The following is a 14,830-nucleotide window of genomic DNA, read 5'->3' on the forward strand; positions in this document are numbered from 1 at the left end:
GAGAATGCGCTGTAGATTAGCATCTGCTGTTTCACCGTTGAGGGCAACTAGCAGGAGTAGCTTTAAAAGCAGTAGCATTGGAGGCAGAAGATATAAGCGTTACTTCTCCTTTATCGTTGAACACCCAACCAGTAGCAGGCACAATTTCCACGGATTTTGGCTTTGAAGGTTTATTAGTGGGTTTCTCTGAACGATACTGCTGCACGGTGATATTTGGCAGACGAGTATCTGACCAAACCACATCACTGCTAAGAGGTTCATCAGGGCTGGGGGGTACACCACCGCGTCCAGTCACGACGAAAGTACTGCCTTCTGAACCAGCAAAAGCATTACAGCTAGAAGCAATTAGTTTAATGTTATCAACTAAACCTGTAGGCAGTTCTACTAATCCTTGAATGGGGTCGATACCCGATGTGTTGAATTCTACCACACCAGCCACCCCACGTTCAGAGCTGGCAGTGATGTCACTTTCTAAGGTCTCTAGGGCACGAGACTGAATACCATAAATGCCAGAGGCTGTAATATTTATTCTGCCGCCTCTGCCAGTGAAGGCATTAGCTGAAATATCGCTATTTTCACCAGGGACACTAACAATGAAGCCATTGGGAGCATTGATAGTGATGTTGCCACCGTCTCCACCAGCGTCTTCTCTGCCTGCGGTAGTGGATATCCGACTGTTGCGACGCAACAGTAATAAGTCCTGCAAATCCAGTGTAATATTTCCGCCGTTACCTGACGCAGTTTCGGCTATGAGTTGTCCTTGGTTATCCAAATCAATAGAACGTGCCTGTACCTGAAGCCGACCTGCAACACTTGAACCTAGACTGCTCACACTAACTTGAGCACCATCGCGAACAACTAGGTTTCCAGTAGTAATCTTCAGGTTTCCACCGACACCAGTGCCGATGAATCTAGATCCCTCAATTCCTGATGAGGCAAACAAGCCACTGGGAATTAGCCGCTCACCACTGATAAGGGGAATTTTCGCGATTCCACTCAGCTCCACCGATTCCGAGGCATTTACGACCAAATTTCCAGCAGAACCTATACCCAGACTAGCGGACGATACTTGCCCTCCATCTCTAACAATCAGCTTTTTAGTGGTAATCGTCAAATCTCCAGCAGTTTCCAACCCAAAAGTATCTGTAAACAAGAAGCTTTCGGCTCCCCCTATTTCTACCGACTCTGAAGCAGTCACTGCCAAACTTCCTCCCTCTCCTGAAGATGAAGTAGCATTAAGGACTTGTCCACCATTAAAAATATTTAGATTTTTTGTGTCAATAGTCAATTGACCAGCATTTCCCTCGTTCAGAGAGCCTGTAGCGATCAAGCCTCGGTTTACTATATTCACCGAGTCTGTTGCTCGTATTGTTAAGTTTCCTGCATTACCTACACCCTCAGTTCCAGTTTCTACTACGCCTCCATCTTGAATATTGAGGTTCTGAGTTTCAATAATTAAATTCCCACTGTTGCCTATCGCCGTTGTACCAGTACCCACAATAGAGCCATTATTAATGTTTAACTGCCTTGCCCCAATAGATATATCTCCTCCGTTTTGATTACCTAAGGTGCCTGCAAAAATTACTGACTGATTGGTTGCTGTAACTTGCCCACCCCGCACTTGGATATCACCTCCACCATTACCACTGGCATTGACTGTAGCTGCACCTGATAGTTGGATGTTATGGAAGTTTTGGACACCTTCATATCCCAAAGCCCAACCTTGAATCGTTGGCGTTAGGCTAACCAAACTTGGGCTAGCGACACTCCCTAGTTCAATCCGTCCCCCTAGAGCGGTTAAATTCCCAGATTCGATATCTATATCACCACCTACTAGCGCCAAGGTTCTACCTGGGAACACCTGTAGCTGAGTCGGTCTACTGAAAATGTCTCTTAGCCTTGTGTTTACAAATTCCAGTGTTTCTGTCACACTTGGTGAAGATGTCAAGGGAGGAAAATTTGTAGTGGGAGGCACTGCTTGCACGAGAATCTTTCCTTGTGTCTGACCAAATTGCAAGCCAATGGGAACACTTACCGTTAGTAGAGGTGTTGTTTGAGGAGTAGTTGCACTAAACTCTGTACCATCGGCAAATTTGAGTGCACTGGCAGTACTTGCGAAAAACGAGCCGCCAACGTTTAACAGAGCATTGGGACCAAATACAATGCCATTGGGATTGATTAAAAATAAGTTAGCTGTGCCGTTAGCACCAATCAAACCATCAATGTTAGAAATTGATGAACCGGTTACGCGAGTAATAATATTCTGAATATCAAGAGTGTTGTTGAAGAAAGCCGAACTTCCAGTGGGAACAGAAAACTGTTCAAAGCTGTGGAACAAGTTGCTTCCAGCTTGGGTTCCTCTTTCAATGATTCTAATGTTGTCCGGCGTTGTTGTTACACGAGAATTATTAGGTAGAGTGCTATCTGGGGTAATTTGAGCCACGCAAGTTGTAGAGAAAGCACACGTACTACTTATAGCAATCCCAAAGTTTTTTAACCAATGCCAATAAGTGCTGATTCCAGACATTGTAAACATTAGTGTAGCAGCTTTAACTAAATTTTAGTCGCATATCATACCACTAATTATGTATAGTGCTTTATTTATGCAAACTTATGTAAAATTAGTTTAACACCTCAATTATATTAATTACTTAAATAATATTACTGCTAATAAATGTAGTATTTATATGAAGCTTGACTATTAAGTGTAAATACTTGTAAAAATTATAGAAAACTAAAAGTCAAGAGTTTTATTAACTCTTGACTCTTTCCTTGTTGAACGCGACTATACTTATGGTTACTGTTGTGTAGCCGATCGCCCCTGCTTGCCTAGCTTAATTAAGACAAAATAGCTTAAGCAAACTACATAAACTATTAAACCAACTATGCCGAGAAAGCCCAAAAACCCCGGCTTGCTATTCGGATGAAAATAGTCTTTAAACATTAACGGTGCTTCCGCCCAGACGCGACAATAGGGGGTAGCGAAGGCATTTGCCGAAAAAGCACAACCCAAAAAAGGTAGAGTAGCAAGTGCGCCTAAGGCACAATAAACACTCACAGCCCAGCGCCAAGAAGTAAAAATCAGCTTTAAAATACCACTTTGAGTATACTCAATTTCATCGTTGAGATCTATCCAGAACCATAACGAAATCGGAATCAGGATACGAGCCATCGGACCTGAGATAAAACTTACCCCGAACCCACCAATCATTAAGTAAACTGAGATTGCCAACAGACTCGATACTCGCCAGTAAATGATTAACAAGCGTTGTATCGCTTCTGCTTTTTGCACAAACGCCCAAATTAGAAGAATTAGGGGAATAATCACTGTGAATAATACCGCTAGTCGGTAGTCTATCCACACTAACGGGCGAAACCAAACTTCATTAGCCATAATTTTCTCAGTTGACAAAAAAAACAAGCAACTTGCAGACCCTATATTTAATGTCTAGCAGAAACTTCTAGCAGTGTAAGAGAGAGTTTGCTCTCATTACACTAATCGGCTAAATTCTTAACTCGCTCTCACCACTTTTAAAGCACATTGTCGTTTCTTTTCCCTGCTTGCTTTAATTCTTCCTCCAAAACTAAAGTCTAGATATTTTCTCTACTTCCTTAGGGAAGTAGAGACTGAGGAAGATAAAAACTTTTGAATAACGGGGACTATGCTTATCGGGGGAGAGAGTGAGATTAAAGAGCGCGAATGCATTTGTGAAAATGCTTTCTATCAGTAATACAGTTCTCAGTTGCTTGCCCACTGCATAGCGAAAAACTCGCCCTTTCTCAATTGTTAGTTGTCGTCAATTCGACACTCAATTGCCTCTGGGTTGTCATCACAGTATTGCTCTAAGGAGTTTTTCTTCTTATTTTGCCGTTGGTGAGAGGCTTCGGCTCGCAGTTCTTCTACTGCATCCCAAGCAGCAGCACATTCGGCGGAGTTATTGCCGGAAATGTCACAGACAGTACGAGCTTGCTCCACCTCTTGCTCTATTTGGTCATCGATATTGGACTTAGCTGTTTCTGAGATGTTGGTCATTGCTTTAGTCTCGTTATGTGTTCTTAATACCAGTATAGAAAAAGTTTAAAATTGCAGGTTTTTTTTGGATTATTGCTCACCACGCTAGCCACTTAGCTGTTAAAGTTAGTGTTTTAGCCTGATAATCCACTACTATTACAGCAAACTCCGCAATCTATACTGGATTTACTTTTATCTTTTAAGATTTTGCGGAGCTTTTACTACAAAAGACGAATTATACAATATCTTAAATGCATGTACTAGAGGATGGGAATGGGGAATGGGGAATGGGGAATGGGGAATGGGGAATTGGGCATGGGGCATGGGCATCGGGCATCGGGCATCGGGCATCGGGCATGGGAAAGAGATTTGACTTAATTACCTATTATTTATTACCAATGCCCATTGCCCTATGCCCAATTCGCAATCGGTTGGCATCATCTGATTGTAGGATGCAATTAATGTGCCCCAAGATGAAAATAAGAAATTACTAGCCTAAATACAGAAAGAGCCGAAAACTAATGGCAGACCAAATGCAGTGGGCAAATGCCCTATCAACCCGTCCTTCTTTAGAAGCAGCTGTTGCAGATGTGGTACAACGCGCTGTCTCGTCGTTAACAGCGCCTGCGGATCTAGGGCTGGTTTTCATTTCGTCTGCTTTTACGAGTGAATATTCTCGGCTTTTGCCTTTGCTGGCTGAGAAACTTTCAGTACCTGTGTTAATTGGCTGTAGTGGTGGCGGTGTCATTGGCACGACAGATAAGGGACAAACTCAAGAATTAGAAGCAGAACCAGCTTTGAGCTTGACTTTGGCGCACCTTCCTGGGGTGAATATTCAACCGTTTCATATTGTTGCGGAAGAATTACCCGATTTGGATGGTCCGCCAAATCCTTGGCTTGATTTGGTGGGTGTACCTTCATCTCCTACGCCTCAGTTTATCTTGCTGTCTGGTTCGTTTTCTTCGGGAATTAATGATTTATTGCAGGGGCTGGATTTTGCTTATCCAGGATCGGTGACGGTGGGGGGACAGGCTAGCGGCGGTGGTATGAATGGTCGGATTGCGCTATTTTGTAACGATCGCCTGTATCGTGAAGGAACGGTTGGCTTGGCTTTAACTGGTAATATTGTTTTAGAAACTATTGTGGCGCAAGGATGCCGACCGATTGGCAAGCCTTTACAAGTAACAAAAGCCGATCGCAATATCATTATCGAACTCGATGAACAAGTGCCGCTGGTAGTGTTAAGAGATTTGATCGGCAGTCTCAGCGATGCCGATAGAATGCTGGCACAAAACTCACTGTTTGTCGGTGTGGCTATGGATGAGTTTAAATTGGCTTTGCAGCAGGGAGATTTTTTAATTCGCGGTATTCTAGGTGTAGATCCATCAGCCGGAGCGATCGCAATTGGCGATCGCGTTCGTCCCGGACAGCGCTTGCAATTCCACCTGCGCGATGCTGAAGCCTCCGCTGAGGACTTAGAATTACTTTTACAACAGTATCAAGACCAAAGCGCTTCTGAACCCTCTGCGGTTGCAGCGTTGATGTTTTCTTGTTTGGGACGAGGTGAAGGACTCTACGGTAAACCTAATTTTGATTCTCAGCTATTTAGGCGCTATCTCAACGATATTCCCATAGGTGGATTTTTCTGCGGTGGCGAAATTGGTCCTGTTGCTGGTAGCACCTTTCTCCACGGTTACACTTCAGTGTTTGGAATTTGCCGGGAACTCTTTACTGGGGAGTAGGGAGTAGGGAGTGGGGAGTAGAAAGTCAAAAGTCAAAGGTCAAGAGTCAAAAGTCCAAAGTCAAAGGTCAAGAGTCAAGAGTCAAAAGTCAAAAGTCAAAAGTCAAGAGTCCAAAGTCAAGAGTCAAGAGTCAAAAGTCAAGAGTCAAGAGTCAAAAGTCCAAAGTCAAAAGTCAAGAGTCAAAAGTCCAAAGTCAAAAGTCAAAAGTCTATTGACTATTGACCCTTGACCACTCCCCACTCCCCACTCCCCACTTTCCACTCCCCACTCCCCACTTTCCACTCCCCACTCCCCACTCCCTAGTCCCTTAAAGCAGCAGGGTGCTGTTGTTATCTATAAGGGCAGGTGTGCCAGAAGTGGCGATCGCGCCATATTTCTGAAAGTAGCGGCTTACTTCTGGTGGAAAATTGTTGTAGTTAAATAAAGCATCCCCATCGGCAATATTTGCCCAGAAGTCGCGCAAATTCGGGGCTAGTTCTTCTGCCTGGGCTGATGGTAAGTTTAATGGAGGTAAAGTTAGCAGTTTGAGTAAGAAGGGAAGAGAGCGATCGCCCATCCATTTTCGTGAGGTTTGTTGCAATTTCGGGAAATCCGGTACTGATTCCACCCGATGCGAGGCAATTTGCAACCAATCTCTTCCGTGATTATCCCGATGAAACTCTAATACGCGATAAGGATGTGGATAGCTGACTAAAGAGCCTGTAGTTATATCGTATACACCTTCTGAGTAGGCAACATCCTGAACGTGCAAATGTCCTGTAAATACTAAACTAACTTTGTAGCGCTTTAATATTTGCAACAATTGTGGTGCATTTTCCAACATATAGCGATTTGCCATTGGGTGACGCGATTGGTTAGGCAAATGCTCAACAACATTGTGATGCACCATTACCAATACTAATTCATCATTTGCAGCTGCTAAGACCTCTTCTAACCAATTTAGTTGTTGGATATCTAAACGTCCTACCTGCTGACCTTGGTCATTAAAAGAGTTAGAATTCAAACCAATCAGTCTGACTCCAGGTAGCAACTGACAAGTGTAGTAAAGTTGGTCAGGATCGTCATAACCAAACTTGCGATAATAAAGTGGGAAATCGGCAAAACCAATTGATTGTTCATCTGCTGTAAGGACAGGAACATCATGATTGCCAGGAACAACGTAGACTGGAAAAGGTAATTCAGCCAAACGTTTTTGCAACCAAATATGATTTTCTGGTTCACCGTGTTGAGTTAAATCTCCTGGAAGTAAGAGGAAATCTAAATTCAGTTGTGTTAAGTGTTCCAATACACTTTCAAACGCGGGAATGCTGACTTCCACCAAATGAAATCGGCTGGGATGATTCCAGATTGTGTGGGGAAGCGCTAGGTGTAAGTCGCTGACTATGGCAAAGCGAAAATTTAGAGTCATTGTAGTAAGGAGAATGTTAAAAACAAAGTAAAAAAGCTCTTTTTAAAGAAGTATAACTCTTGCTTTGTCATGCTGCGTAGAAGCGATCCCGCTTAATATTTATATACAAATTGGGTAATTGGTAATTGGTGGTTGTTAGTAGTTAGTAGTTAATTGCTGAGTGGTGATTGTTGTACTAACCACTAATGTCAGAATAAATTAGGACTTATGCAAAAAGTCGTTAAAACCTTGAATTTAGGTAGGGAACCCTTCATGAAGGGTCCCCTACTTTAGTTTTGCGTAAGTCCTGTAAATAAGATATTATTTATTTTTCATCCGTAATTCTGACTTTTGAATTCTGTTTTATTAACTGAAAGGAGAGTTGATTTTGGCATTGCGAGTTCGTCGAGTCCGTCAACATGTAAATCCACTAGCAAAGAAGTATCAAACACCAGCGAATCCTGTAGAATGGGAAAAAGTTTATCCCCTGCTAAATCAACCGCTTCATTTAGATATTGGTTCTGCACGGGGACGGTTTTTGTTGAGTATGGCACAGTTAGAAACAAACTGGAATTTTCTCGGTTTGGAAATTCGCGAACCTTTGGTAATTGACGCGAATAAATTGCGTGATGAGTTGGGTTTAACTAATTTGCATTATTTATTTTGTAATGTAAATAATTCAGTATCCTCGCTTTTATCTTCTCTACCTAATAAAACTTTACAGTGCGTCACAATTCAATTTCCCGATCCGTGGTTTAAAAATCGTCACGCAAAACGGCGAGTTGTACAACCAGAATTAGTCGCAGAATTGGCGAATTATCTCGCACCTAGGGGAACGGTATTTTTGCAATCGGATATTAAGTTTGTGGCTGAGGAAATGTGCGATCGCTTTAGCGAACATCCAGCTTTTGTTAGAGAACATGCTGAAGAATGGTTAGCCGAAAATCCGCTACCAGTCTCTACAGAAAGGGAAGAATATGTGCTGTCACGGGGTGAATCTGTTTATCGGGCTTTGTTTACAAGAGTCAGCAGTTAATCAACATTCTTTAGTACAACAAAGAAATAATATTAAGTATGAGAACTAATCGTAGTAAGGACTTTAGTCCTTAAAATGCTTGCCCAGAGCGATAAATCGCTCACTACGAAATCATAATTTTATTTTATATTTAATAATGTCAGTAAATAAGTTAACTGTTAACAGCTTCAGCACTTATCAGCGGTAAGGTGACAGTAAAAGTTGTGCCTACTCCAACTTCACTACTAACTGAAATCTCACCTTTATGTCTTTCTACACACTTTTTCACAATCGCTAATCCCAAACCAGTGCCAGGAATTTTCCCAACATTATCGGCTCGATGAAAAGGCTGAAAAAGTTGCTTTTGGTCTTCTTCAGGAATGCCAATACCAGAGTCTTGAATGCGGAAAATTACTGTTTTCTCCTGACGAATTAATTCAAATAGCACTGTACCGCTCGGTAACGAATATTTTATAGCATTGTTAAGTAAATTACCCAAAATGTGCCGCAGTAAACTTTCATCGGCTAAAGCTTCTTTTAATTCACCCTGAGTTGTAAAAATCAGACTAAGATATTTCTCATTAGCAGCTAGTTGATTTTCTGCAACTATTTCACGGCATAAACCTTCCAAATTCATCGGCATTAATTGACATTCAAGTTTATCTGAATCAGCTTTGCCGATGAATGAAGCTTCATCCAACAGATGTGCCATATTTTTGATAGCGGAGCGAATCATCTGATAATGAGAGAGTTTTTTCTCTTTAGTTACTTTGTCGTCATCATTTTGCAGCAATCCAGCAGCTAAAAGGATAGTATTTAAAGGATTGCGAATATCGTGAGAGAGCATGGAGACAAATTCAGATTTGAACTGATTGATTTCTTTAGCTTTCACCAGTTCGTTTGTTCTTTCTTGAACGCGAGTTTCTAAAGTTTGATTATCAGCGCGTAATGTTTCTAAAACCTGCTTGCGCTCGATCGCATAACATAGCGATCGCACCAACACATCCACACTCACATGTCGCTTGACTAGATAATCTTGCGCTCCCCGACGAACTGCTTCAATAGCTAATTTTTCGTCGTTCGTATTTGTTAATACCACAATCGGTACACTAGGCACAAGATTAATTAAAATCGGCAGAGATGACAATCCTTCGCTGTCAGGTAAAGTTAAATCCAACAAAATAACATCGTAAATAGATTTATTTAGTTCTTTAACAGCTTCCCCCAATCGTTTGACATGCAGTAAATTAAACTGTTTGGACTGGGTTTGCATCAGAAACTCTTGTAACAACCTAGCTTCTGCCAGATTGTCCTCAATTAACAATATTTTTAAAGAGCTTCCAGGTATAACCACCTGATTTCACCCCCTGGAAAATAGTAAGTGCTTCAAGAGTTAGGAGTTAGGAGTTGGGAGTTGGGAGTGGGGAGTGGGGAGTGGGGAGTTAGGAGTCAGGAGTTGGGAGTTGGGAGTTAGAAGTTAGGAGTCCCCCTTGTCCCCCTTGTCCCCCTCCCCCCCTCCCCCTCACTCCCGTGGCAAGGTAGCGGTAGAGAGCCAAAATTCTTCAATTCCCTTGACGATTTGGAATAGTTCGTTGATGTTACGCGATTTGGTGATGTAGCAATTTACATGCCAGTCGTAACTGTAGAAAATGTCATCCTCGTTTCTGGAAGTTGTCAGCACTACCACGGGAATGCGTTTCAGCTTGGGGTCGCTTTTAATTTCTGCTAGCACTTCTCGACCATCTTTTTTGGGCAAGTTTAAATCTAGCAGGATGAGGTCGGGGCGAGTTGCATTAGCATACTCACCTTCTTGACGTAAATAAGCCATTGCGTCCATGCCATCTCTAGCCGTTACGACCTCGTGCGGCACCAAGCTGTTTTTTAAGGCTTCTTTAATTAACCGGATATCGGCTTTATTGTCCTCTACCAAAAAGATGGTTTTGTGCTTTTCTTCCGTTTCTGCGCTCACGATCGCGTCCTCTGACTGGAATCGTAAAGTAGAAGGTTGCCCCTTCACCCGGTTGGGACTCTACCCAGATCCGTCCCCGGTGGCATTCGACAATTTTTTTACAGATAGCTAAACCCATACCTGTGCCGGGATATTCATCCCGTGTGTGCAAGCGTTGGAAAATCACAAAAATGCGATCGCTAAACTGTGGATCGATGCCAATTCCATTATCTCGCACTGAAAATAGCCAATCATCTTCTAGCCGAGAAGCAGCAATATGAATTTCTGGCGATTTGTCGCTGCGGAATTTAATCGCATTACCAATCAAATTCTGAAACAACTGCATCAGTTGGGTGCTGTCAGCCATGATGCTTGGCATTTCTTCATGGGTAATCACGGCTTTAGTTTCTCCAATGCGTCCCCGCAAACTGCCTAACGCACGCACTAAAGCTGTGTTCACCTCAGTTAACTCAAAATCAATCGCTTGCATATCCACTTTAGAATATGCCAACACATCATCAATTAGCGTCTGCATCAGGCTGACACCTTCTACAGTAAAATTGATGAATTCCTTGGCATCTTCGTCAAGTTCTTCGTGATAGCGCATCTCCAATAATTGCACATAATTCGCTACTTGATTGAGCGGTTCTTGCAAATCATGAGAAGCGACATAAGCAAACTTTTTCAATTCAGCATTAGAACGTTCTAAATCGTGAGCTAACTGGGCAAGTTCATCAGCTTGTCGCAAGACAATATTCACAATCGCTTTTCTCAATTCTAATGCTGCTTTTATTTCTACATATTTCCAGGGTAAAGACGTTAACCGAACTGTTTCTTTCCACAATTCAAAAGATTTACGCGGACACAGACGGACATCTCCCTGTGACTGATTCACCTCAAACGCATTATTCGGATCGCCACCCCAATTAACAGTTTGAATTACTTCTGGACGAAACCACAAAACATAATTTCGCTTAGAAATAGGAATCGCTAATAATCCACTAGCAACATTCTTATATCTTTCCGCATCTGGATAAATATGCGGCAGAGAATCTGTATAGAAAACTTCTTCTTCAACGTTATTCTTTAGCCATTGAACTAAATAATTCAAGTCTTCTTCGCTGGGAGTTTCACCTATTAACGTGCATTTTTCTCCAAAACAAACGGCTGCACCTTGAGCGCTCGTCAATTCTAGTATATTTGGATCGTGCTTAACTAAACCATCAATAAAGTTTTCTTCTTGGGACATATAATCAATCAAAGCTGATTGGATATATGTCAACTTCATCCGATAATCGTAATCTTCAGTTTCTTCTCTGACAGAAATTTCGGAAAAGATTAACCGTCCTAAAAATTCGCAAGCTTTTCGCAACTCGAAAGAAACATACTTGGCTGATTGATGATGACAAGCAATTAGTCCCCAAAGCTTTCCTTCTTTAATTAAAGAAATAGTCAAAGAAGCACCTACACCCATATTATGTAAATACTCTATATGACAAGGTGAAGCGCTTCTAAGAATCGAGTTAGTTAAATCAAGCGGACGCTGGCTAACCGGATTATTAACGGGTAATATTTGTGTAGGTTGAGAGTTTGCATCCGGGATTAATCTAATTGAATTTGAGACAAATAATTTTCTTGCGGGTTTAGGAATATCTGACTCTGGATAGTGCAAACCTAAGTATGATTCCAGATTTTCTATTTTTTCTTCAGCAATGACCGAACCATGACCATCGTCATCAAATTTATATAGCATCACTCTGTCAAATCCAGTGACTTTTCTGACTTCCTGGACAATGATTTGAGAAAAGTCACGCAAATTTGATGTTGCTTCCAGTTTGTTGATAGATGCTCTAGCTAAGTGATAAAAGCTTAAAAATGGGATATTCTCCTGATAAATAGTCGGCTCTAATTCTAGAATCAAAAATCCTTCTTTATTGCGGTGGAAAACTGCATCAAATACTACGTATTCATCACCTTTTTTTCTCAACCAAATTTTTGTCGGGTTGATGAAATCTAGATTTTCGTCTGCGAGTCCGGCTTTGATTTTCTCTGCTTGGAATGAGTCGAGTAAGTCTTCTAGTTTTTTGTCTAACATATTTTCGGGAGTAATTCCGAAAATCTTTGATGTATTACTGCTAACTTGTAATATTTTCAAGTCTGCTTCTGCTAAGACTAAAAGAACTCCGTGAGGTTGAATTTTACCAGAGATATGAATCGGTGCTTCTTTCAAGCTTGTTAAATTAATGCTGACTTCTGGTAATTCTATTGTCATGATGATTATCCTCTTTTATTTGGGAGTATCAAAAATTAAATATTGATAGATTTTAATTACCTATCATAATTTCCACTTCGGTAATTTTATAACTCTGAAATTAACTTGCAGATGCTTGCGTTTTTGTAGTGTAACAAGCAACAAATTTGTCTGCACATAAGAATTATTAAATAATATAGAGCAGTCACTCAAGTGAAAAGTTATGATTTATGAAGTATTTATACGAAATTATAAGTTATGACTCTTTACTGTTTTAAATCCACGAGTCAAACCACATTCGCAATTTATAAGCATCAGGAGAAACAGGTAAACCCAAATAAATCGGCATCCAGAAAACAAAGGCAACTAGAATGATGAAGGTGATGGTGACACCGACAGCGCGAAGATATAAGTGATAACTGCGGATACAGTGGTCTACAAACCAGGCGATCGCTAAAAATGTAAACACCACAGCAGGCATATAATGGTAGATAAAAACGCACCGCGTCACTTCTACCCAAGGTAATAAATTTGCCAGATAATTTAAAACTAAAAATAAAGCAATCCAAGTATCAATACAAATAGGTGCAGCAGCAGAAAAACGCTTTGGCTTCACCAAAAAGTTGACAAATTGCCATACTATTATCCCAACTAAAAATAACAAACTCGCCAGACCAAACCACCACAAAAAAGGATTACCCATCGCATGAACATCATAAAGAACTTTCGCAGTTCCGGGGGGTAAAGGTGGTCCCATTACAGGTAGTGGTTCATTTAAACTTAAAGCCGTTTGATAATAATACGCCATTGGTCGAGTCATCAAGGGCCATTTGTACCACGCAGCACAATATGGATGCACATCAGGAGTATTCCCACCTAGTTGTAAGTGAAACTTCAAAATTTCCTGATGTACTTTAATAAAGTCGAACCTTTTATCTAGTTGCAGGTGAGGAATCCAGATGATGCTGTAGATGAAAGCGGGGATAATTCCTAAAAAAAACAGCATCTGAAAAACATTTAGCTGCGTTAATTTTTGTAACGGTGTCTGAACTGCATTTAATTTTAAATTGCCGTCACGATAACTATCTGATACGTTAAATTCATCTAATACCTGCTTATTTTTCCCCAAATAAAACGCCTGCACCAAACGAATTAACCAAGCTGTTATCCAAATGAAATAAGCGCCCAGCAAAAACCATAAACCATTCCATTTAGTAGCTGCTGACGCACCAAAAGCAATACCCGAACAAACTAACCAAAAAGTGCGTTTTTTATTTTGTTTTTCTAATGCCAATAATAAAAGCCACTGCCCTAACAAACCAAAGATAACAATATAGATATTATTTAATGCATAGCGAGACTCAACCAGAAATATGCCATCACAAGCTGTAAATAAACCTGCCAAAAAAGCAAAGCTGCGACGATGACTTATTTGATAGGCAATTCCAGCAACAACTAAAGGAATAAATGAACCTGTAAGGGCATTTATCCAACGATAACTCCAAGGAGTTAGCAGCGAACCTGCAAGCCCATTTACTTGTTCTTGCCAAAAGGGAATGTGACTGCCAATCCAAATGCCAATGCCAATGATATATTGACTCAGCGGTGGGTGAGCATTAAAAAATGGCTTGTGGATAAGATAGTTATTACCAAATGTGGCGAAGTAAACTTCATCAAATACAAGAGTATTAAATCGTCCCAGTCCCCAAAACCGCAAAGCAAGGGATAGGAAAAATATACCCGCCATCCCTATCGAAAACCATTTTTTAGTCATTGGTCATTGGTCATTTGTTAGTTGTTGTTTGTTGGTGGTTAGTTGTTGGTGGTTAGTTGTTGGTTGTTAGTGGTTAGTGGTTAGTTGTTGGTTGTCCCCTTGTCCCCTTGTCTCCCTTGTCCCCTTGTCTCCCTAGTCCCCTAGTCCCCAGTCCCTATTCTTTCAGGTGCATCTAATTGAAACAAGAGCAGTTCAATACCGTAATACTTGTTTGTTCGTCCTACTGGTTTCATCCCTAATCGCTGCGTTACCCGAATTGAGGCATGATGTTCTGGTTTCACTACAGCATAAATTACTGGCAATTGCAGAATATTAAATCCGTAAGAAAGCATACCTCTTCCTGCCTCTGTCGCATACCCTTTACCCCAAGAAGCTCGCCGAAAGTGCCAACCTATCTCATAATCTTCAGTGGGCTGGCGATCGCTATCGGGTAGCTGTGCAAGAATTATAGCTCCCACAACCCTTGCAGTTTCTTTTTCCACAACAGCCCAATCACCAGTCCCGTTGTTAAGTTGACGGTATTGCTCGACTTCTCTAGTCAGACTCTGACGTTGTGACTCAACGCTTGTTTCACAAGCTCCCAGAAAGTATGTGACTTCCGGATCGCCGTAAATTTCAAACGCTTGTTCTGCATCTTGTTCGGGTATCCAATTGCGAACAATTAAACGTTCGGTTTCAAGAAGATTTGTCATCGGATTGCC

12 protein-coding genes are annotated in these 14,830 nt (G+C 41.3%); 3 read left to right on the forward strand and 9 right to left on the reverse strand.

All coding sequences use genetic code 11. From position 1 onward, the window contains the following. Positions 1 to 31 precede the first annotated feature (31 nt). The 3 genes from PI95_RS14520 to PI95_RS14530 form a co-directional block, all read right to left on the reverse strand. Positions 32 to 2,527 carry a two-partner secretion domain-containing protein gene (locus tag PI95_RS14520; RefSeq protein WP_039754821.1) on the reverse strand — a complete coding sequence of 832 codons (2,496 nt, stop codon included), beginning with the start codon at positions 2,525 to 2,527 and terminating at the stop codon, positions 32 to 34. Positions 2,528 to 2,797: 270 nt separating this feature from the next. After that, positions 2,798 to 3,394, reverse strand: a complete 597-nt coding sequence (locus tag PI95_RS14525; protein ID WP_039754823.1) for a DUF3177 family protein — start codon at positions 3,392 to 3,394, stop codon at positions 2,798 to 2,800. 393 nt (positions 3,395 to 3,787) lie between these two features. Further along, entirely contained in the window at positions 3,788 to 4,033 is a 246-nt protein-coding gene (locus tag PI95_RS14530) for a Calvin cycle protein CP12 (protein ID WP_039754825.1), read from the reverse strand. A 266-nt stretch (positions 4,034 to 4,299) separates the two neighbouring features. Between PI95_RS14530 and PI95_RS14535 the strand changes: the two genes are divergently transcribed. Together PI95_RS14535 and PI95_RS14540 are read left to right on the forward strand one after the other, a co-directional pair. After that, positions 4,300 to 4,506 (forward strand): hypothetical protein, encoded by a 207-nt coding sequence (locus PI95_RS14535; RefSeq protein WP_163518898.1) that lies wholly within the window; start codon positions 4,300 to 4,302, stop codon positions 4,504 to 4,506. A 27-nt stretch (positions 4,507 to 4,533) separates the two neighbouring features. Then, the gene (locus PI95_RS14540) at positions 4,534 to 5,754 is read left to right on the forward strand and encodes an FIST signal transduction protein (RefSeq protein ID WP_039754828.1); all 1,221 of its coding nucleotides are present in this window, start codon (positions 4,534 to 4,536) and stop codon (positions 5,752 to 5,754) included. 307 nt (positions 5,755 to 6,061) lie between these two features. Here the strand turns inward: PI95_RS14540 and PI95_RS14545 are convergent, their stop codons facing one another. Beyond that, positions 6,062 to 7,162: a metallophosphoesterase family protein gene (locus tag PI95_RS14545; RefSeq protein ID WP_039754830.1), complete on the reverse strand. Its 1,101-nt coding sequence runs from the start codon at positions 7,160 to 7,162 to the stop codon at positions 6,062 to 6,064. A 373-nt stretch (positions 7,163 to 7,535) separates the two neighbouring features. Here PI95_RS14545 and trmB point away from each other — a divergent pair, with 373 nt between their 5' ends. Further along, complete coding sequence (gene trmB, locus PI95_RS14550) at positions 7,536 to 8,177, forward strand: tRNA (guanosine(46)-N7)-methyltransferase TrmB (protein ID WP_039754997.1); 642 nt, start codon at positions 7,536 to 7,538, stop codon at positions 8,175 to 8,177. Between the two features lie 151 nt (positions 8,178 to 8,328). Here trmB and PI95_RS14555 read toward each other — a convergent pair whose 3' ends face one another. The 5 genes from PI95_RS14555 to PI95_RS14575 all read right to left on the reverse strand — a co-directional run bounded on the left by PI95_RS14555 (position 8,329) and on the right by PI95_RS14575 (position 14,821). Further along, complete coding sequence (locus tag PI95_RS14555) at positions 8,329 to 9,504, reverse strand: ATP-binding protein (RefSeq protein ID WP_063842477.1); 1,176 nt, start codon at positions 9,502 to 9,504, stop codon at positions 8,329 to 8,331. Between the two features lie 174 nt (positions 9,505 to 9,678). Continuing rightward, the gene (locus tag PI95_RS14560; protein WP_039754834.1) at positions 9,679 to 10,125 is read right to left on the reverse strand and encodes a response regulator; all 447 of its coding nucleotides are present in this window, start codon (positions 10,123 to 10,125) and stop codon (positions 9,679 to 9,681) included. Then, positions 10,070 to 12,376, reverse strand: a complete 2,307-nt coding sequence (locus PI95_RS14565; protein WP_039754836.1) for a sensor histidine kinase — start codon at positions 12,374 to 12,376, stop codon at positions 10,070 to 10,072. Before PI95_RS14565 ends, PI95_RS14560 begins: the two co-directional genes overlap by 56 nt. Positions 12,377 to 12,629: 253 nt before the next feature. Then, positions 12,630 to 14,129, reverse strand: coding sequence for a dolichyl-phosphate-mannose--protein mannosyltransferase (locus tag PI95_RS14570; RefSeq protein ID WP_039754837.1), 1,500 nt, complete (start codon positions 14,127 to 14,129; stop codon positions 12,630 to 12,632). 140 nt (positions 14,130 to 14,269) lie between these two features. Beyond that, entirely contained in the window at positions 14,270 to 14,821 is a 552-nt protein-coding gene (locus PI95_RS14575) for a GNAT family N-acetyltransferase (protein WP_039754839.1), read from the reverse strand. Positions 14,822 to 14,830: the final 9 nt, after the last annotated feature.

The sequence above is a fragment of the Hassallia byssoidea VB512170 genome (assembly GCF_000817785.2).
GTDB classification, from domain to species: Bacteria; Cyanobacteriota; Cyanobacteriia; order Cyanobacteriales; family Nostocaceae; genus Hassallia; species Hassallia carrinoi.

Coding starts and splice junctions, on each gene's coding strand:
- PI95_RS14520 (WP_039754821.1), bottom strand. CDS start 2,527: ATGTCTGGAATCAGCACTTATTGGCATTGGTTAAAAAACTTTGGGATT.
- PI95_RS14525 (WP_039754823.1), bottom strand. CDS start 3,394: ATGGCTAATGAAGTTTGGTTTCGCCCGTTAGTGTGGATAGACTACCGA.
- PI95_RS14530 (WP_039754825.1), bottom strand. CDS start 4,033: ATGACCAACATCTCAGAAACAGCTAAGTCCAATATCGATGACCAAATA.
- PI95_RS14535 (WP_163518898.1), top strand. CDS start 4,300: ATGGGGAATGGGGAATGGGGAATTGGGCATGGGGCATGGGCATCGGGC.
- PI95_RS14540 (WP_039754828.1), top strand. CDS start 4,534: ATGGCAGACCAAATGCAGTGGGCAAATGCCCTATCAACCCGTCCTTCT.
- PI95_RS14545 (WP_039754830.1), bottom strand. CDS start 7,162: ATGACTCTAAATTTTCGCTTTGCCATAGTCAGCGACTTACACCTAGCG.
- PI95_RS14565 (WP_039754836.1), bottom strand. CDS start 12,376: ATGACAATAGAATTACCAGAAGTCAGCATTAATTTAACAAGCTTGAAA.
- PI95_RS14570 (WP_039754837.1), bottom strand. CDS start 14,129: ATGACTAAAAAATGGTTTTCGATAGGGATGGCGGGTATATTTTTCCTA.
- PI95_RS14575 (WP_039754839.1), bottom strand. CDS start 14,821: ATGACAAATCTTCTTGAAACCGAACGTTTAATTGTTCGCAATTGGATA.